The sequence below is a fragment of the Bacteroidia bacterium genome (assembly GCA_039924845.1).
In the GTDB taxonomy this organism is placed as follows: Bacteria; Bacteroidota; Bacteroidia; order DATLTG01; family DATLTG01; genus DATLTG01.
On the sequence record JBDTAC010000010.1, the window covers coordinates 12,746 to 31,504 of the forward strand.

An 18,759-nucleotide genomic window follows, 5' to 3' on the forward strand; every position below is an offset into this window, starting at 1 on the left:
TCAATAAATTCGTTTGAAAAAATATTTTTTTATATTGATTTTTCTCGCTGCAACAATTGTTTGTAAGGCAAGTTTCATTTTAATTCCGATGGATGATACGCAAAAGAATCAACTTAAATCCTACGGAATTGCCTATTGGGAATTAGAAAATAAAGTGGAAGTACAGTGGTTGTTAAATTACCGCGGTGGCAGTTTTTTATTTCCGGATAATAAAATTTCAGAAAACGAATGCAACATTCGCGGCGTTTCTTACGAAGTAATTGCGGATGTGCAAGCCACTGCAATTCTTCAACAAATTGCCGATCCGCAAGTAAATATGGATGCTGTTAAATTAGATAAAGCTCCGAAAATTGCGGTCTATTCGCCCAAAACAAAATTGCCTTGGGATGATGCTGTTACGCTCGTGCTTACGTATGCTGAAATTCCGTACGATGTTGTGTATGATGATGATGTGTTGGCAGACAAGTTGCCGCAATACGATTGGTTGCATTTGCATCACGAAGATTTTACTGGACAATACGGAAAGTTTTTTGCTGCTTATAGTAATGCGCCTTGGTATCAGGAAGAAGTACGTTCTTCCGAAGCAGAGGCTCATAAATTAGGATTTAAAAAAGTATCGGAATTAAAATTAGCAGTGGTTAAAAAAATTCGTGATTTTACGGCTGGCGGTGGATTTTTATTTGCGATGTGTTCTGCGCCAGATTCGTACGACATTGCTTTAGCTGCTGATGGCGTGGATATTTGTCAAAGCGTTTTTGACGGCGATCCTGCTGATCCAGATGCAAATAAAAAATTAGATTACTCTAAAACCTTTGCCTTTACAGGATTTACTTTGGATATGAATTTAGGCGATTACGAAAAATCAAACATTGATACTTATTCTATTCGCAGTTCGCAATATCACATTACCGAAGCAAATGATTTTTTTACGTTGTTCGATTATTCCGCCAAATGGGATCCTGTTCCCACCATGTTGTGCCAAAATTATATGAAATTAATTAAAGGCTTTTGGGGACAAACGGCTGGTTTCAACGAAGCGTATATCAAGCCGGAAGTGTTGATAATGGGCGAAAATAAAGCTGCTAACGAAGCGCGTTACATACACGGAGATTACGGAAAAGGCACTTGGACTTTTTATAGCGGGCATGATCCGGAAGCTTATCAACACCGCGTTGGCGACCCTCCAACAGATTTGAATTTACATCCTAACTCACCCGGATACCGCTTGATTCTGAACAATGTTTTGTTTCCCGCAGCGAAAAGGAAAAAACAGAAAACGTAATTTTGGTTTTGAAAAATTATTTTTTTGAAGACTCCTTTTTAATTTTAGATTTTTATTGAAATAATTACAATATGGATAAGCTAAAAGACAAACTGATAAAATACGATTCCGTAATCTGCATTATAGCAGGTATATATGGGTTAAGCGTTCTTTTTTGTTGGAAAACAGGAACATCTTTTATGGGAGATGTTGCCGCTGGAATATCAACAATATTGGCTGGAATTTATTTGTTTTTTAGTGCCATTTTTTTGAAAAAAAAGCGCTAATAATAACAGGCAATTCAAGTTATATTAAAACAAAAATGACAACAACTTCAATAGGACATATTTACAAGGACTATCGAAAGGATCATAAAGGAACGCCTTCCTTTATGATTGACTTTTACAATGAGCATTTTATTTTTCTTAACAACATTAAATCATTCTCCGACAGCGAAGAATTAAGCATATCTACAAATTGATGGAAATATTTAAAAGTGAATTATCTCAAGCTCAAATTATAAAAAAAGGAATAGTAAATACTTTTTTTAAGATATTACTATTCAACCTAATTTGTCTAATTGTAAGTGATTTTGGAACAAAAAAAAATGAAATTTGGTGGATTTTTAACACTTTGATTATATTACTTATCGGATTAAATGTATTAAAAAAAAGAAATAGAAATGTTCTCAAAATAATTTTTAATGAGGATGAAAAAAGCATACACATTGAATACTTAAAATATTTTTTAAAAAAGGAACAAACAGATATTTCTTTTAAGGAATTGGGTTTTTATTTTGGACAAAATACTTATGGGCGCGGAGCGTTGACTTTAACACTTGTTTTTTTTAAAAATAGAAAATATTTATTTGAAATTAAATGCATTAGTAACGTATGGGATTGGGAAAAAGTAAAAGAAGTACAAGAAAAATTGAAGCTTTTAGCGACAAATCTAAAGTATCCAAACGGTAGTGGGTAGTGTTTCTATTTGCACCCAACAAATAATTGACAATGGAGAATTGAAAAAGACCTTCGAAAAATTATTTTTTCAAAGCAATTACTTCATCCATTAGTTCGCATAAATTTATTGTGAGATTTTTGCGCGAATATTTTTCGATGTGTGTGTTGGTAGTTTGCAAATTATTTTTTTTGTACAAATCGTAATAATTAGAAATTATTTTTTTGAAGCCGTAAAATCTTATCTTATTTCAGCTGATTTTACAATACCTTTGCAACGAAAATTAAAAAACTAATTAGATACTTATGAAATCAAAAACTGCCCAAGAAACGATTGCTGTTTCTACTCAAATTGTTCTTCCGAATGATACCAATACGCTCGGAAATTTAATGGGTGGACGCTTATTGCATTGGATGGACATTACGGCTGCCATTGCGGCGCATCGCCTTTGCAGACGAGTAGTGGTAACGGCTTCGGTGAATAATGTAACATTTAGTCATCCGATAAAATTGGCGGATATTGTAACACTCGAAGCAAAAGTTTCGCGCGCTTTTACTACTGCGATGGAAGTCTTTATTGATGTGTGGGTGGAAAATCACGTAACCGGAATCAAAACAAAATGCAACGAAGCCATTTATACATTTGTGGCGGTGGATCAAATGGGAAATCCGATTTCTGTGCCGGAATTGATACCTGAAACGGATTTGGAAAAAGAGCGTTTTGCAGGTGCTTTACGCAGACGACAATTGAGTTTGATATTTGGTGGAAAAATGAAGCCACACGAAGCTACTGAGCTAAAAGCCTTGTTCGAAAAATAATTTTTCGAGAGTTGTTTTTGTGCTTCAAAAAAATAATTTTTCAAGGCGCTAAAAACACCTTCCAATTTATCCCGATAAAAAAATTTTATCTTTGAAGATTCTTAGCATTTAAAAAGAAATCTGAGCATGTTGAACATTGTATTATTTGGACCTCCGGGAGCGGGCAAGGGAACGCAATCCGAAAAATTAATTGAAAAATTTCAACTCGTACATTTATCTACGGGAGATATTTTACGCGCCGAACGAAAAGCCGGAACTCCGCTCGGACAAAAGGCGCAAGCGTTTATCGAAAAAGGAGAATTGGTACCCGACGAAGTCGTAATTGGAATGATTGGTTTGCAATTGGCTAAAAATAAAAATGCAAACGGATTTATTTTTGATGGTTTTCCTCGAACTACGGCTCAAGCAGAAGCATTGGATAAATTGTTAGCAGAAAATAAATCATCCATAACCTTAATGTTGGCGCTGGAAGTAAACGAATTGGAATTGAAAAAAAGATTGTTGTTGCGCGGAAAAGATTCTGGTAGAGCAGACGATCAAAATCCGGAAATTATTCAAAATAGAATTGATGTTTACAATCGAGAAACAGCTCCTGTAAAGGATTTTTACTCGAAGCAAAATAAATTTTTCGTCGTTGATGGAATTGGAACGATTGATGAAATTTTCGGAAAATTGAGTGTCGCAATTGAGAAAAATAATAAATAAAATACATAAAAATGTCAGATTCGAACTTTGTTGATTATGTGAAAATATGTTGCCGCTCGGGCAAAGGAGGCGCAGGTTCGATGCATTTGCACCGCAGTAAATTAACGGCGAAAGGTGGTCCAGATGGTGGAGATGGCGGCAGAGGCGGACATATTATCTTAAAAGGCAACAGACAATTGTGGACTTTGATTCATCTAAAATACCGAAAACACGTAATTGCAGAACCGGGCGGAAGTGGCGGAAGTGCGCTCTGTACGGGTGCTACAGGAAGAGATGAAATATTAGAAGTGCCACTCGGAACGATTATCAGAAACGCAGAGACGGGCGAAGTAGAATTTGAAATTACGGAAGACGGTGAAACAATTATCATTGTTCCCGGCGGTCGTGGCGGCAAAGGAAACGATTATTTTAAAACGTCTACGATGCAAACTCCGCGTTTCGCACAGCCTGGTGGACCTGGTAGAGATGAATGGAAAATTTTTGAATTAAAAATATTGGCGGATGTAGGATTGGTGGGCTTTCCGAATGCAGGAAAATCAACGTTACTTTCTGTAGTATCTGCGGCAAAACCGGAGATTGCGAATTATCCTTTTACCACGCTGGTTCCGAATCTAGGAATTGTTTCGTATCGTGATGAAAAATCTTTTGTAATGGCGGATATTCCTGGAATTATTGAAGATGCCCATCTCGGGAAGGGCCTCGGAATGCGTTTTTTGAGACACATCGAGCGCAACTCTTCTTTGCTTTTTATGGTTCCGGCAGATAGTCCGGACATTGTAGCGGAATATAAAATTTTATTGAACGAATTAAAACAATACAACCCGGAATTGCTCGACAAGAAAAGAGTTTTAGCGATTTCTAAATGCGATTTATTGGATGCAGAGTTGATGAAAGAATTGAAAAAAGAAACAAAGTCAAAATTCCCAGATAAAAAAAATGTGCCGATTGTGTATATTTCTTCTCAGGCACAACAAGGGATTACGGAACTAAAAGATGTGTTGTGGGAACAAATGAATAAGTCATAAAAAGAGTTGATAGAGAAAATAAAAAATATCGATACTCAATTTTTTCTCGCTATTAACGGGGCTCACACTAATTTTTTCGACGTCGTTATGTATTGGGTTTCCAATAAGTTTTTTTGGATTCCGTTTTATCTTTTTCTCTTAATTCTCATCATATTACAATTCAAAAAAAAAATAATTCTTATTTTACCGATGATCGTGCTTGCTGTTACGCTGAGCGATCAATTGGTAGTTCGACTTTTCAAAAATGTGTTTAAACGTTATCGCCCGAGCCACAATTTGAACATTCAAAATATCGTACACATTGTAAATGGGCATGCTGGCGGACAATATGGTTTTATTTCCAATCATGCCAGCAATGCCTTTGTCATCGTTGTTTTTATCAGTATTTTGTTCCGTCAAAAAAATAAATTTTTGTCTTATTTGATGTTTGCTTGGGCTTTGCTTATCATGTACAGTCGCGTTTATTTGGGAGTTCATTATCCAATGGATGTAATATGTGGCGCGCTTTTCGGTAGTTTTATTGGCTTTTTGATTTGGAAACTTTATTTTTACACGGATAAAAAAATATTCCCATCACATGAATAATATACTTGCTGTTTTTATTGGAGGTGGACTTGGAAGTCTTGCCAGATATGGGATTTCAATTGCTTTGATTGGTAGAATAAAAGCCAGTTTCCCTGTTTCTACTTTTTGTTCTAACATTCTTAGTTGTTTTATTTTAGCGATTACCGTTTTTGTTTTGGCAGATAAAACAACAATGAATCCTTTACTGAAATTTTTTATTGTTACCGGTTTTTGTGGCGGATTCAGTACATTTTCTACATTTAGTTTTGAAACGGTAGAATTATTTCGTAGCGGAGATGTGTTTTATGCCTTATTAAATATCCTTATCAGTTTAATTGCTGGAATTGCCATTATTTATTTTTTTGCTAAAAATATACAATGAAAAAAATATTTTTTCGATGCCTCTTTTTTTGATAAAAAAAATTTCTGAGAATTTAAAAATAGGTATTTGGAATATCACCGAAACACCTGTCGGTATTGCTTCTTCACTCTTTTTAAATAAATACGATTTGAATGTTCTTTCAAGTTTTACGAATGATAAACGTAAAGTAGAATGGCTGGCAGCACGCGTTTTAATCAATGAATTAACAAATGAAAATTGTGCAATTGAATACAGTGAATTTCACAAACCTTTTATCATAGATTCTAAAAATAAAATTTCCATTTCACATTCGCGCGATTATGTGGCTGTGGCTTTAAATACTTTATCCGAAACGGGAATTGACATCGAAGAAATTCATCCGAAAATACAAAACATCGCCTCAAAATTTATGAGCGATGCAGAATTAGCGGCACTTCCACTCAATAATTTTATTGAACCGATGTTGGTTTATTGGTGCGCCAAAGAAGCTTTGTATAAATTGTATGGTGATAAAAATCTTGTCTTTGCGGAGAATTTAAGTATTCAGCCTTTTAAATACAATCCCGAAAAAGGAAAAATAAAAGCGTGCATTTGTAACGAAAAATTTAATCGCGAATATATTTTAGTGTACGAAAAAATAAATAATTATCTGATGGCGTATGTATTGGAGTAAATTAATTTATCTATTTTAGATTCAAATTTTTGATGCAAAATAATTACCTACATATCTGCGAAAAAAAAAGCAAGAAAAAAAAGCAACTTGCCTTGTTGATTGATCCTGATAAGTTTCATTCTCTTGAAATTATTGATGCTGCGAACAAAGCGCAAGTAGATGTATTATTGGTAGGAGGAAGTATTTTAACTTCTGGAAACATCGAAGAAACAATTCTCAAAATAAAAAAACAAACCACAATTCCTGTTATTATTTTTCCGGGAAATACGATGCAAATTAGTAATAAGGCAGATGGAATTTTATTTCTTTCTTTGATTTCAGGACGCAATCCGGAATTGTTAATTGGAAACCATGTCATCGCGGCACCGCTTTTAAAATCAAGCCAAATAGAAGTTATTCCGACAGGTTATATGTTGATTGAAAATGGAAAACAAACTGCCGCCGCTTACATGAGTCAGTCGTTACCGATTCCGGCAGATAAAGATGAAATTGCGGTGTGTACTGCATTAGCAGGCGAAATGTTGGGATTGAAAATGATTTACATGGACGCAGGAAGTGGTGCAAAAAATCCAATAAGTGCTTCGATGATAAAAGCGGTACGAAAAAATATTTCTGTGCCTTTAATAATTGGCGGTGGAATAAAAACGGCGGAACAAGCTGTTGTTGCTTGCGATGCAGGCGCAGATATTGTCGTAATTGGTAACGCATTCGAAAAAGATTTTTCGCTTGTTGAAACGATTTCAAAAAGTATTCATTCATTTTAATAGGATTTCATTTATGCAACTAATTGTTATTTCCAGCTCCACTAATTTCGAAAATGAAATGGAAATTGTTGGAAAACTTTTTGAAGCTGGACTCGAAACGTTTCATCTGCGAAAGCCAAAATTTTCCACGCGAGAATTAAAGAAATACATTCAGCAAATTTCACCAAATTTTCACAATCGAATTGTGATTCATTCTCATCACAGTTTAGCCGGAAAATTCAAATTAAAAGGCATTCATCTTACGAAAACACATCTCAACAGAAACCTAAAAACAAGCTTAGTTGTGAAATGGCTTCGATTTAGAAATCCCAAGCTTACTATTTCTACTTCATACTCTAAATTAATCAGTATTTTCGAGGAAGACAAACGTTTTTCATATGTTTTTTTAAGCCCTGTTTTTGATAGTTTAATCGGAAAATATCAATCTGGTTTTACGGAACACAGCATGAAAAAAGCAATTGAAAAAACTTCGCATAAAGTAATTGCGCGTGGTGGCGTAGACATTCATTGTTTGCCGAAGGCAAAGGAATTGGGTTTTGCTGGAATCGCTATTTATTCCGGACTTTGGAATAAAAAAAATCCATTGACAGAATTTGAAAGCATAATTAAAAAATGTTATGAATTAGGCATTCCAATTGAATAATCTGATTTCCTATATTAGCAATAACGCGTTGGAAATTTCTGCAACGCTGATTACTATTATTGGGATTTGGCTTGCTGCAAAAGCAAATAGTTGGAATTGGTTATTCTCAATTGTTGCGAGCGCTGTTTATACGTACATATTTTTTCATTCTCAATTGTATGGTGATGCTACACTGAATTTTATTTTTATCATTCTTAGTTTTTACGGCTGGTACGAATGGGTTTTTAGTGGAATAAAAAACAATTCGCTTAAAATTTCTTCTGTAAAGAAAAATAAAAAAATAATTTTCACACTTTGTCTCTCCTTTATTGTAGGAGCTATATTTACTATTTGGCTGTTAAAAAAAACCAACACGAATGTCCCGTACTTAGACGGAATTACTACTGTTTTAAGTCTTATTGCAACTTGGATGAGTGCGAAAAAAATAATTGAAAACTGGATAATCTGGATTTTTACAAATACGATTTACATCGGAATATATTATTACAAGCACTTGTATCCGACGGCTGTGCTGTATTTTATACTTGCATTATTGGCAATTTACGGAATGTATGAATGGAAGAAAATAATGAAAACAGCTTGAAACAGCAGAACGATATCCTAAGGATTGCCGTATTAGGTCCAGAAAGCACTGGAAAATCAACTCTTTCCGAGCAATTGGCAATACATTACAAAACAATTTGGATGCCAGAATATGCACGCGAGTATTTGAAAAACAAAGCGGATTCATACAATTTGGAAGATATCTTGAAAATTGCGCAGCACCAATTACAACTTGAAAAAAATAATTTTTCAAACGCCAAAAAAATAATTTTTGCAGACACCGAATTAATTATCGCAAAGGTTTGGTGTGAGGCTGTTTACAAAATTTGTCCAGATTGGATTTCAAAAAATATGATACAAAATAAGTACGATTTTTATTTGCTTACCTATCCAGATATTCCTTGGGAGCCTGATCCTTTACGTGAAAATCCACATCGTAGAGACTTTTTTTTTCGTTGGTACGAGCAAGAGTTAAAAAATATGAATGCTCAATATGCCATTATTAAAGGCTTTGGGAAAGATCGCTTACAAAATTCGATTAGCGCAATCGATCACTTTTTGAAAAAATAATTTTCTAAACCGTCATTTCTCCCCGCAAGTTTATTTGCAAATTATTTTTTACTTCTTGTATAGATTTATTTTTTTCGAGCAAAAACATTAGTTTGGTAATTGCGGCTTCTATCGTCATATCGTTTCCGCTGATAACACCTATTTTCGCTAATTGCGCGCTGGTTTCGTATTTTCCTTGAATGACACTTCCGGCAACACATTGCGAAATATTTAAAATAATTTTTCCAGATTCGATGGCATGTCTTAGTTCGTTCAAAAATATTTTTTCAGTGAAGGCATTTCCAGAACCAAATGTTTCGAGAATAATTGCTTTTATATTTTTCAATTTCAAACTATTTTTCACTACTTCCATCGGAATACCCGGAAAAAGTTTCAGAATTAAAATTTTATTGTCCAATGAAGTATGCACTACGAGCGATTTTTCACTGGATTTCATAATCGCTGAAAAGTTATAATGTATATGAACACCCGCATTTGCCAGCACTGGATAATTGGGTGAGCGAAAGGCTTCAAAATCTTCCGAATTAAATTTATGTGTCCGATTTCCTCGGTACAATTGGTATTCAAAATAAATACACACTTCGGAAATAATTGGCTTCCCATTTTTTTGTGCTGCCGCGAGTTCGATGGCAGTAATTAAATTTTCTTTTCCGTCGGTGCGGATAGTACCAATAGGCAATTGCGAGCCAGTGAGAATAACCGGCTTCGATAAATTTTCCAACATAAAACTCAAAGCAGATGCTGTAAATGCCATTGTGTCGGAGCCATGCAAAATGACAAATCCATCTACTTTAGAATAATTTTTTTCGATGATTTTTGCGATTTGAACCCAATGTTTTGGCTGCATATCGGAGGAATCAATCGGTTTTTCAAACGACACAGAAGAAAGTTGGGCATCCAATTTTTTTAATTCTGGGATTTGATCTGTGAGATGTTTAAAATCGAATGGTTTCAAATGTCCACTACGATGATCTTCCATCATACCAATGGTTCCGCCGGTATAAATTAAAAGAATGTGTGCTGATTTATTTTTCATATTCCGAATATTTTTTTTGAATTAAGTGTTGTTATTTCCGCTACTTTTTCCACAGAAATATTTTTTATTGTTGCCAACTTTTCAGCAATAATAACTAAAAAAGAAGGTTCGTTTCGCTTGCCTCTGTGCGGCGCGGGAGCTAAAAAAGGAGCGTCTGTTTCGAGTACGAAATGTTCCAAATCAATTTCTCTCACCACATTATCTAAGCCCGAATTTTTAAAGGTAAGTACGCCGCCGATGCCCAGTTTAAAACCGCCGAGTGCGATTATTTTTTCGGCTTGCACTAAAGTTCCTGAAAAACAATGAAATATTCCTTTTAGCTTGTTGTCGTTGAGTTCTGATAAAATTTCGAACACTTCTTCAAATGAATTTCTGGAGTGAATTACAATCGGCAAATCGTATTTTTTTGCCCATTCAATTTGTGTACGAAATACTTTTTGCTGTTGCGAAAAAAAAGTTTTATCCCAATACAAATCAATTCCGATTTCGCCGATGGCAACAAATTTTTCTTTGGACAAATAATTTTCAGCAATGGCTAATTCTTCTTCGTAATTTTCTTTGACAGAACAAGGATGCAAGCCCATCATCGGAAAACAGTGTTCCGGAAATTTTTTTTTCAAATCCAATAACCCGGCTATTGAAGTTTGATCAATGTTTGGTAAAAAAAAACGCTCGACGCCTTTACCAATAGCATTTTCAATTAAAAGAATTCGATCAACATCAAATTCTTTTGCATACAAATGCGTGTGCGTATCGGTAAAAATCATTTAGCAAATGTAAGCGAAAGGGCTTGAAAAATAAATTAAAAAATAGTCTATTTTTGTTCTGTAAAAAAATTCTGCATTTGCCAAAAATTCTCATTATACGATTTAGTTCCATTGGCGATATTGTCCTTACGACGCCTGTTATCCGTTGTTTAAAGCAACAATTAAAAGACGCGGAAATACATTTTCTTACGAAAAATAATTTTCGAGACGTGTTGAAAAACAATCCGTACATCCATAAAATTCATAGTATTGAAAAAAATAGTTCAGAAATTATTGAAGAATTAAAAAAAGAAAATTTCGATTTTATTATTGATTTACACCATAATTTACGATCGTTTGAGATAAAAAGGCATTTGAAAAAGAAATCTTTTTCGTTCGATAAACTGAATTTGCAAAAATGGCTATTAGTGAATTTGAAAATTAATTTTTTACCGCCCATTCACATTGTAGATCGTTATTTAAAAACGGTTAAAAAATTAGGTGTAAAAAACGATGGAAAAGGCTTGGATTATTTTATTGCCGACGAAGACAAAATTTCACTATCCTCGCTACCAGGTTCTCACCAAAAGGGTTTTATTGCATTTGTAATTGGGGCTAAACATTTTACCAAACGATTACCAATTGAAAAAATAATTTCCATTTGTAAAAAAATAAATCAGCCTATTATTTTATTGGGCGGAAAAGAAGATGCAGAAAAAGCTGCTATCATTGAAAAATCGAATGAGAAATTAATTTTCAGCGCATGTGGAAAATATTCGATTGCCCAATCTGCTTCCTTGATACAACAAGCAAATGCTGTGATTACGCACGATACGGGTTTGATGCACATCGCGGCAGCTTTCCGAAAAAGAATTTTTTCGGTGTGGGGAAACACCGTTCCGGCTTTTGGAATGAGTCCGTACATGCCTGTGAATGGCTCGAAAATAGTGGAAGTTCAAAATTTATCCTGCCGACCGTGTTCCAAAATCGGATACGAAAAATGTCCAAAAAAACATTTTAAATGTATGATGGATATTGACGAAAGCATTTTTTTAGAGCTTTGAAAAATTAATTTTTCAAATGCTCTTTTCAACTATTATTTTCATTGTTAAAGGAATATGTAAATTTGTGTGTTGTTTTAATTTATAACCCGTCTCGTAGAACAATTTAATTTAACAAACTTTTTTAATATAAATTATGGACACAAAACTCGTTGATAGGCTTTATAACATTGTTTTAGAAAGCAGAAAAATTCAACTACACATTACAACGTATCAAATTTTTATGGGCTTGCGAAAAAACCATTGCTGAAAATCCTAACTTAGACTTTCGCGATTGGACAATTGCTGGCCGGATTTACTTAAATTTAGTCATAGATTTTCCAGATATTGATCTTGGACCTATAATACAACCGTTATAATGTGTAGTTGAAATTTCATGCTGCGAAACTTATCCGATTAATCCTCTTCAAAAAAATAATTTTTCAAAGCATTTTTCTTCATCACCTAATCACTTCCTCACTTAATATATATATTTGCTTATTGATTTTATAAATTGTTGATGTCGAATTTACTTTCAAAAAAATATTTTTTCGTACTGCTTTTATTTCCGTTTTTCTCGCAGGCAACTGTGATAAGCGGTAAAATTACAGACGAGCAAAATCAGCCCGTTCCTTTCGCCAACGTATATATTGAAAATACCACCGTTGGTACTATTGCCAATCCTGACGGTTTATATTCCTTGGATGTTCCACAAGGAAAATGTTTGTTGGTTTTTAAAATGATTGGTTATAAAATGCAGGTGGAAACGCTTGCTGTAAATCAAAATCCGATTAAATTAAATGTACAATTACACATTGAAAAAACCGAATTACAAGCCGTAACTATTTCTGGAAGTGGCGAAGATCCTGCGTATCGCGTGATGCGCCAAGTTATCAAAAAAAGAAAATTTTATTTGGATCAAGTGAATTCGTATTCCTGCGATGTATATATAAAAGGCTTGCAGCGGATTTTGAAACATCCCGATAAAATTATGGGTTATAAAGTGGATCCGGGTGGCGATATCGACAGTACTTCTGGCATTTTTTATTTATCCGAATCGGTTTCGAAATTTAATTTTGAGCAGCCCGATAAAATTCGAGAGAAAATGATTTCCTCCAAAGTAAGCGGTGATAACAAGGCATTCAGTTATAATCAGGCTTCGGATATGTTGCTTAATTTTTACGAAAACGTTTTGCAAATTCCGATGCTCAGTACGCGCGGATTTATTTCGCCCATTGCTGGCGATGCGTTTTTGAATTACCGTTATAAAATGCTCGGCTCCTTTTTGGAAAACGGTTTGATGATTGATAAAATTTTGGTGATTCCAAAATATCCACATGCTCCGCTGTTTAGCGGCGTTATTTATATTGTGGAAGATCAATGGCGCATTCACAGTTTGGATTTAGAATTGACGAAAGAAAATCAATTGCGATTTTTAGATACGTTTAAAATTAAGCAAACTTTCTTGCCCGTTAACGCTGATGTGTGGATGCCCTTTTCCAATAAAATTAGTTTTGATTTTAGTATTTTCGGGATAAAAGGTAATGGCGTTTATTTGGGCGTTAATTCCAATTATCAATTGAATCCTGTTTTTCCGAAACATTTTTTTAATGGCGAAGAATTAGATGTTTCTGATAGCGCGAATAAAAAAGATTCTACGTATTGGTCGCGTGTAAGGCCTGTAACGCTTACGAAACAAGAAAAGAAAGATTATCATCAGCGTGATAGTTTGATGACGAAGCGAACGTCAAAAGCGTATTTAGATTCGGTGGATCGCATCAATAATAAATTTAGTCCAGCAGATTTAATTTTTGGTTACACCAATCAACATCAATACGAAAAATACGAATTTAATTTTTCTCCTTTTATAAAGAATATTGCGTTCAATACCGTTCAAGGTTGGAATTTGGCGCTCAATACAAGTTATTATAAATACAACGAGGATACGCATAAAAGCGATCGTTTTACGATGCATTTCGGTTATGGATTTTCGGATAAAAAACTTTTGCTGGGCGCAGAATGGAAGCATGTTTATCTGCCCGTAAAATTTGGTGAGTTTACTCTTAAAGCCGGAAAATCAGACAATCAATTTAATGAAAACGAGCCGATATCAACGCTTGTAAACAGTGTGTATTCTTTGTTTGATAAAACGAATTATATGAAATTGTATCAAAAAGAATATGTTCAAGCACATCATCAAATAGAACTTTTTAATGGATTTCTTTTTTATACAGATGTCGAATTTGTCGATCGCTCGCCTTTATTGAATACTACTGATTTCAGTATTTATCAGAATAAACATTTTTATACTTCTAATGATCCTCAGAACGCAGAAAATTTTTCTAATTCGTTTTCTGAAAATAAAATTTTTGATATTGATTTAGGATTTCAATTTTCTTTCAAGCAACGTTATTTGATGCGTCCGAATGAAAAAATAATTTTGCGATCGAAATTTCCTGTCTTGAAAGTTTCGTATAAAAAAGCGATTGAGAGTGTTTTTAACAGCACTGCCAATTATGATTTATTGAAGGCAGAATTGACTGGCAGAATAAATTTGAAAATGCTCGGACATTCTATTTACAACGTCAGTGTAGGAAAATTTTTAAATTCCGAAAATGTAAGTTTTATGGATTATCAACATTTTAACGGCAACCAAACATTGATTTCTAATTTCGATATTAACACTTTTGATTTGTTGAATTATTATACTTACAGCACGAAAAATTATTTTTTACAAGGTGCCTTTGAACAAAATTTCGGAGGATTTATTCTCAATAAAATTCCACTCATTCGAGAATTAAAATTTCAAGAAATAGCAAGTGTGAAAGTGCTTACAGACGATCAATTGCATCGTTACACCGAGTTTTCTGTAGGTGTTAAAAAATTATTTTTCAGAGCTGAATTTGTAACTTCCTTTTCGGATAATCAAAAATTAAATTCCGGATTTAGGTTTGGATTATTATTCTAAAAAAAATCAGATTATTTATAATCTTCGATTTTTAATTCTTGATTGCAAAAATTATATTCATGTTTCTGTTCGTTGGAACAAACAATAACGATGCGGTTCTTCGTGTGATTTTTAATTAAGTTTTGATACCATTCAATCGCATTTTTATCCAAATTGGAAGCTGGTTCATCCAATAATAAAAAAGGCGTATCGCTTAAAATAGCCAAGGCTAATTTCACACGTTGTTTCATCCCGGAAGAATAATTTTTCAGTATTTTATCTTTCGCATAAGCCAATTGTGTCGACTCAATTACTTTTTCTAAATCCCATCCCGAAAAATATTTTTTGAACTTGAAATGAAAATCAATCATCTCCGAAAGCGTATATTTTTCTAATAGTTCAAGGTATGGAGAAGCAAAACTGATTTGCGAAAATATTTTTTCTTCCAAAATTATTTTTTCATTTTCGGAGTAAGAAATGGTGCCTTCAGATGCCAATAAATTTCCAGCAATAAGTTGTAATAAAGTTGATTTTCCAGAACCGTTAGATCCGATAATTACATACGCATTTCCATCCGAAAATTCGTAATTTACATTTCGGAAAATCCATTCGCGGTTATAACGTTTACCAATATTAGCAAGGCTTATAGACATTCTTGAAAAAATATTTTTTTGAGGATAGAAATTTTTATTAAGAAATTCCTCTCATAATTCCGTCCGTTGATTCGCGGATAAATTGGATGATTTGATTTTTTTCGGCAGATGCTGGAGCTTCTTGTTCCACAATGTGTATCGCGTTGGTTACATTGTGTCCACGCACATAAATAGTGCGGTACATATCTTCAATTTCCAAAATAATTTCATTTGAAAAACCTCTGCGTCGCAAGCCAACCGAGTTAATCCCGACATACGAAAGTGGTTCGCGTCCGGCTTTTGTAAATGGCGGAACATTTTTTCGCACCAAGGAACCGCCTGTTATAAAAGCGTGCGCGCCAATCCGAACAAATTGTTGAACGGCAACCAATCCTTCTAAAATCACGTAATCTTCAATGGTAACGTGCCCTGCGAGATTTACACTGTTGGCAACTATTACATGATTTCCTAAAATGCAATCGTGTGCAATGTGCACATACGCCATAATCAAACAATTGCTACCAACTGCAGTTTTCATTTTATCTTTGGTTCCGCGATTAATCGTTACGCATTCGCGGATAGTAGTATTATCACCTATTTCAGCAGTTGTTTTTTCTCCTTCAAATTTTAAATCTTGCGGAATAGCGGAGATAACAGCTCCCGGAAAAATTTTGCAATTTTTCCCGATGCGTGCGCCTTCCATAATGGTTACGTTTGGACCAATCCATGTACCATCGCCAATTTCAACATTTTGATAAACGGTTGAAAATGGCTCTACGATTACATTCTTTCCAATTTTTGCTTCAGGATGTATGTACGAGAGTGGGTTCATTGTTTTTAACTTTTACTATTTGTGCCATCATTTCGGCTTCCATTACTGCTTTTTTTCCTACATACGCTATTCCTTTCATGTGGCAAATTCCGCGTCTGATAGGGGTTAGCAAGTAAAGATCAAAAACGACAGTGTCTCCAGGACGAACCATTTGTTTGAATCGGACTCCATCAATTTTCATAAAATACGTCAAATAATTTTCCGGATCAGGAACTGATTTTAGCGCCAAAATGCCTCCTGTTTGTGCCATTGCTTCTATTAATAAAACGCCCGGCATTACTGGGTTTCTCGGGAAATGTCCCTTGAAAAATTCTTCGTTCATGGTTACATTTTTCACACCCACAATGTGATTGGCAGTGTGTTCCATGATTTTATCAATGAGCAACATCGGCTGGCGATGTGGTAATATTTTCAGAATATCGTTGATGTTGTAAACAGGCTCTTTATCTAAATCAAAAGTGGGGATATTGTTTTTTTTCTGTTGTTTTTCTTTTTTGATGAGTTCTTTTATTTTTTTCGCGAAAGCAACATTGCCAGCATGTCCCGGACGAGCCGTTAAAATATGTGCTTTTATGGGCATTCCAATCAGTGCGAAATCGCCAACAATGTCTAATAATTTATGACGAGCCGGTTCATTAAAAAAATGCAAAGTGGTATTATTCAAAACACCTTTGCCTTTTATTTGCACATCGGGTCTATTAAAAACTTTGGCGAGATGATCTAATTTTTCTTGCGGAATAGGACGATCCACAAGTACAATCGCGTTATCAAGATCGCCGCCTTTAATTAAATTATGTTGTAATAAAGTTTCCAATTCGTGCAGAAAAACAAAGGTTCTGCATTTCGCAATTTCTGTTTTAAATTCGTGAATGTTGTAAATGGTTGCGTGCTGCGTTCCCAGTACTTCCGAGTTATAATCTACCATTACGGTAATTCGCAAATCGTCTTGCGGAACCGCCAACATTTCTACCTTTTTGATAGGATCTTCGTACGATAAAATTTCTTTCAGTTCGAAATAAATGCGCTCCGCTTTTTGTTCTACGAAACCTGCTTTTTCAATTGCTTGCACAAACAGCATGGAGCTTCCATCCATAATCGGAATTTCAGGTCCGTCTATTTCAATCATCGCATTGTCAATTTCCATCCCAACCAATGCTGCCAACACGTGTTCTGTTGTGCTTACTCTGCCGCCGTTTTGCTCTAATGTAGTTCCGCGTTCGGTATCTACTACATTGTCCACATCGGCATCAATAACAGGCTGATTTGGTAAATCAATACGCTTAAATTTATATCCGTGATTTTCTTCAGCCGGTTTAAATGTCAGGGAAACTTTTTTTCCGGTGTGTAATCCTACACCCGAAATCGTTATCGGATTTTTGATTGTTCTTTGTTTCACGCTCATAGTTCTTTTTCGATTCCTGCGGATTTTAATTTTAATTCTGCAATTGTATTTTCGAGAGTTTTAATTTTCATTTGTAATTCAGGTAATTTCCGGAAAACAACATACGCGCGTTTGTAATCGCCAATGCTGAATGCTGGTGATCCTTGTACAATATCACCTTCTGTCAAAATACTATTTCCAACGCCTGATTGTGCGGCAATTTTCACTTTATTGGCAATGGTTAAATGTCCTATAATACCTACTTGTCCTCCAACCATGCAATCCTTACCAATTTTTGTAGATCCTGAAACGCCTGTTTGCGAAGCAACAACAGTGTTTTCACCGATTTCTACATTGTGTGCAATTTGAATTAAGTTATCCAATTTCACGCCTCTTCGTAAAATGGTGGATCCAAGTGTTGCTCTATCAATCGTAGTGTTGGCACCTATTTCCACGAAATCTTCTAACACAACATTTCCTATTTGAGGCACTTTTTTATAATTATTATCTGTTTGTGGTGTAAAACCAAATCCATCTCCGCCAATAACAACGCCTCCATGAATGTCGCAATTTTTTCCGATAACAGTATCCGAATAAATTTGAACTCCTGAAAAAACAATTGTGTTATCGCCAATCGTAGTATTTTCTCCAATAAAAACATTCGGAAAAATCTTTACATTTTTTCCAATTTTTACATGATCGCTAATGTACGCAAATGATCCGATGTATGAATTTTCGCCAACAGTCGCGCTTTCCGAAACGAACGCAAATTTTTCGATTCCTGTTTTATTAAATTTTATTTGATTGTACGCTTCTAATAATTTGGCAAAAGCTTCGCGTGCTTCCGCAACACGAATAAGTGTGCAACCTTCTTTTAGTGGGCGTTCTGCCACAAAATCATGATTTACAATCACGATGGTAGCTGCCGTAGTATAGATGTAGGACGTGTATTGAGGGTTTCCTAAAAACGATAAAGAATTCGGCTCGCCTTCTTCTATTTTCGATAATTTGCTAACCGTTGCTGCGGGGTTTCCTTCCACTTTTCCATCAAGCATTGCCGCGATTTGTTGAGCTGAAAATTTCATTTCGTTTAGTTAAAATATGGACGAAGATATTATTTATCTGTAAGATAAACAAAAACAACTTTCGAACACAAAAAAGAGATACGAACTTTTGATTCTTCAGAATTATTTATTGATGGAAAAAAGAGTCTCAGAAATAAATTTTTTACTCTTTAGTAAGTTCAAATTTTTCTACTTTC

General features: G+C 34.7%; 22 protein-coding genes. 16 read left to right on the top strand and 6 right to left on the bottom strand.

The window, feature by feature from the left end; translation table 11 throughout:
- Positions 1-7 precede the first annotated feature (7 nt).
- The 14 genes from ABIZ51_01345 to ABIZ51_01410 all read left to right on the top strand — a co-directional run bounded on the left by ABIZ51_01345 (position 8) and on the right by ABIZ51_01410 (position 8,884).
- Entirely contained in the window at positions 8-1,282 is a 1,275-nt protein-coding gene (locus tag ABIZ51_01345) for an asparagine synthetase B (GenBank protein ID MEO7087417.1), read from the top strand.
- Between the two features lie 71 nt (positions 1,283-1,353).
- The gene (locus ABIZ51_01350) at positions 1,354-1,548 is read left to right on the top strand and encodes a hypothetical protein (GenBank protein MEO7087418.1); all 195 of its coding nucleotides are present in this window, start codon (positions 1,354-1,356) and stop codon (positions 1,546-1,548) included.
- 35 nt (positions 1,549-1,583) lie between these two features.
- The gene (locus ABIZ51_01355) at positions 1,584-1,742 is read left to right on the top strand and encodes a hypothetical protein (GenBank protein MEO7087419.1); all 159 of its coding nucleotides are present in this window, start codon (positions 1,584-1,586) and stop codon (positions 1,740-1,742) included.
- A complete protein-coding gene (locus ABIZ51_01360; protein MEO7087420.1) occupies positions 1,742-2,239 on the top strand; it encodes a hypothetical protein in 498 nt (165 codons plus the stop codon). Before ABIZ51_01355 ends, ABIZ51_01360 begins: the two co-directional genes overlap by 1 nt.
- Before the next feature lie 284 nt (positions 2,240-2,523).
- Complete coding sequence (locus tag ABIZ51_01365; GenBank protein MEO7087421.1) at positions 2,524-3,036, top strand: acyl-CoA thioesterase; 513 nt, start codon at positions 2,524-2,526, stop codon at positions 3,034-3,036.
- A gap of 126 nt (positions 3,037-3,162) precedes the next feature.
- Positions 3,163-3,741, top strand: coding sequence for an adenylate kinase (locus tag ABIZ51_01370; protein MEO7087422.1), 579 nt, complete (start codon positions 3,163-3,165; stop codon positions 3,739-3,741).
- Positions 3,742-3,752: 11 nt separating this feature from the next.
- A complete protein-coding gene (gene obgE, locus ABIZ51_01375) occupies positions 3,753-4,766 on the top strand; it encodes a GTPase ObgE (GenBank protein MEO7087423.1) in 1,014 nt (337 codons plus the stop codon).
- Positions 4,767-4,955: 189 nt separating this feature from the next.
- Positions 4,956-5,351, top strand: coding sequence for a phosphatase PAP2 family protein (locus tag ABIZ51_01380; protein ID MEO7087424.1), 396 nt, complete (start codon positions 4,956-4,958; stop codon positions 5,349-5,351).
- Positions 5,344-5,712, top strand: a complete 369-nt coding sequence (crcB, locus tag ABIZ51_01385) for a fluoride efflux transporter CrcB (GenBank protein MEO7087425.1) — start codon at positions 5,344-5,346, stop codon at positions 5,710-5,712. The genes ABIZ51_01380 and crcB overlap by 8 nt, the downstream gene beginning before the upstream one ends.
- Before the next feature lie 28 nt (positions 5,713-5,740).
- On the top strand, positions 5,741-6,364 hold the full coding sequence (locus ABIZ51_01390) for a 4'-phosphopantetheinyl transferase superfamily protein (GenBank protein ID MEO7087426.1): 624 nt from the start codon (positions 5,741-5,743) through the stop codon (positions 6,362-6,364).
- A gap of 32 nt (positions 6,365-6,396) precedes the next feature.
- A complete protein-coding gene (locus tag ABIZ51_01395; protein ID MEO7087427.1) occupies positions 6,397-7,128 on the top strand; it encodes a geranylgeranylglyceryl/heptaprenylglyceryl phosphate synthase in 732 nt (243 codons plus the stop codon).
- A gap of 13 nt (positions 7,129-7,141) precedes the next feature.
- On the top strand, positions 7,142-7,771 hold the full coding sequence (locus ABIZ51_01400) for a thiamine phosphate synthase (protein ID MEO7087428.1): 630 nt from the start codon (positions 7,142-7,144) through the stop codon (positions 7,769-7,771).
- A gap of 28 nt (positions 7,772-7,799) precedes the next feature.
- Positions 7,800-8,354, top strand: coding sequence for a nicotinamide riboside transporter PnuC (gene pnuC, locus ABIZ51_01405; protein ID MEO7087429.1), 555 nt, complete (start codon positions 7,800-7,802; stop codon positions 8,352-8,354).
- Entirely contained in the window at positions 8,327-8,884 is a 558-nt protein-coding gene (locus ABIZ51_01410) for an ATP-binding protein (protein MEO7087430.1), read from the top strand. The genes pnuC and ABIZ51_01410 overlap by 28 nt, the downstream gene beginning before the upstream one ends.
- Positions 8,885-8,888: 4 nt before the next feature.
- Here the strand turns inward: ABIZ51_01410 and ABIZ51_01415 are convergent, their stop codons facing one another.
- Positions 8,889-9,920 (bottom strand): type I asparaginase, encoded by a 1,032-nt coding sequence (locus ABIZ51_01415; protein MEO7087431.1) that lies wholly within the window; start codon positions 9,918-9,920, stop codon positions 8,889-8,891.
- The gene (locus ABIZ51_01420) at positions 9,917-10,687 is read right to left on the bottom strand and encodes a TatD family hydrolase (GenBank protein ID MEO7087432.1); all 771 of its coding nucleotides are present in this window, start codon (positions 10,685-10,687) and stop codon (positions 9,917-9,919) included. The genes ABIZ51_01415 and ABIZ51_01420 overlap by 4 nt, the downstream gene beginning before the upstream one ends.
- 77 nt (positions 10,688-10,764) lie before the next feature.
- Between ABIZ51_01420 and ABIZ51_01425 the strand changes: the two genes are divergently transcribed.
- Both ABIZ51_01425 and ABIZ51_01430 read left to right on the top strand, forming a co-directional pair.
- Complete coding sequence (locus ABIZ51_01425; GenBank protein MEO7087433.1) at positions 10,765-11,730, top strand: glycosyltransferase family 9 protein; 966 nt, start codon at positions 10,765-10,767, stop codon at positions 11,728-11,730.
- 565 nt (positions 11,731-12,295) lie between these two features.
- Positions 12,296-14,674: a DUF5686 and carboxypeptidase regulatory-like domain-containing protein gene (locus tag ABIZ51_01430; GenBank protein MEO7087434.1), complete on the top strand. Its 2,379-nt coding sequence runs from the start codon at positions 12,296-12,298 to the stop codon at positions 14,672-14,674.
- An 11-nt stretch (positions 14,675-14,685) separates the two neighbouring features.
- On the opposite strand, the gene ABIZ51_01435 is transcribed toward ABIZ51_01430, so the two are convergent.
- The 4 genes from ABIZ51_01435 to lpxD are packed head-to-tail and all read right to left on the bottom strand — an operon-like array spanning position 14,686 to position 18,583.
- On the bottom strand, positions 14,686-15,306 hold the full coding sequence (locus tag ABIZ51_01435; GenBank protein MEO7087435.1) for an ATP-binding cassette domain-containing protein: 621 nt from the start codon (positions 15,304-15,306) through the stop codon (positions 14,686-14,688).
- A 37-nt stretch (positions 15,307-15,343) separates the two neighbouring features.
- Complete coding sequence (gene lpxA / locus ABIZ51_01440) at positions 15,344-16,117, bottom strand: acyl-ACP--UDP-N-acetylglucosamine O-acyltransferase (protein ID MEO7087436.1); 774 nt, start codon at positions 16,115-16,117, stop codon at positions 15,344-15,346.
- Positions 16,089-17,519, bottom strand: coding sequence for a bifunctional UDP-3-O-[3-hydroxymyristoyl] N-acetylglucosamine deacetylase/3-hydroxyacyl-ACP dehydratase (locus ABIZ51_01445; protein MEO7087437.1), 1,431 nt, complete (start codon positions 17,517-17,519; stop codon positions 16,089-16,091). Before ABIZ51_01445 ends, lpxA begins: the two co-directional genes overlap by 29 nt.
- Positions 17,516-18,583, bottom strand: coding sequence for a UDP-3-O-(3-hydroxymyristoyl)glucosamine N-acyltransferase (gene lpxD, locus ABIZ51_01450; GenBank protein ID MEO7087438.1), 1,068 nt, complete (start codon positions 18,581-18,583; stop codon positions 17,516-17,518). Before lpxD ends, ABIZ51_01445 begins: the two co-directional genes overlap by 4 nt.
- Positions 18,584-18,759 lie beyond the last annotated feature (176 nt).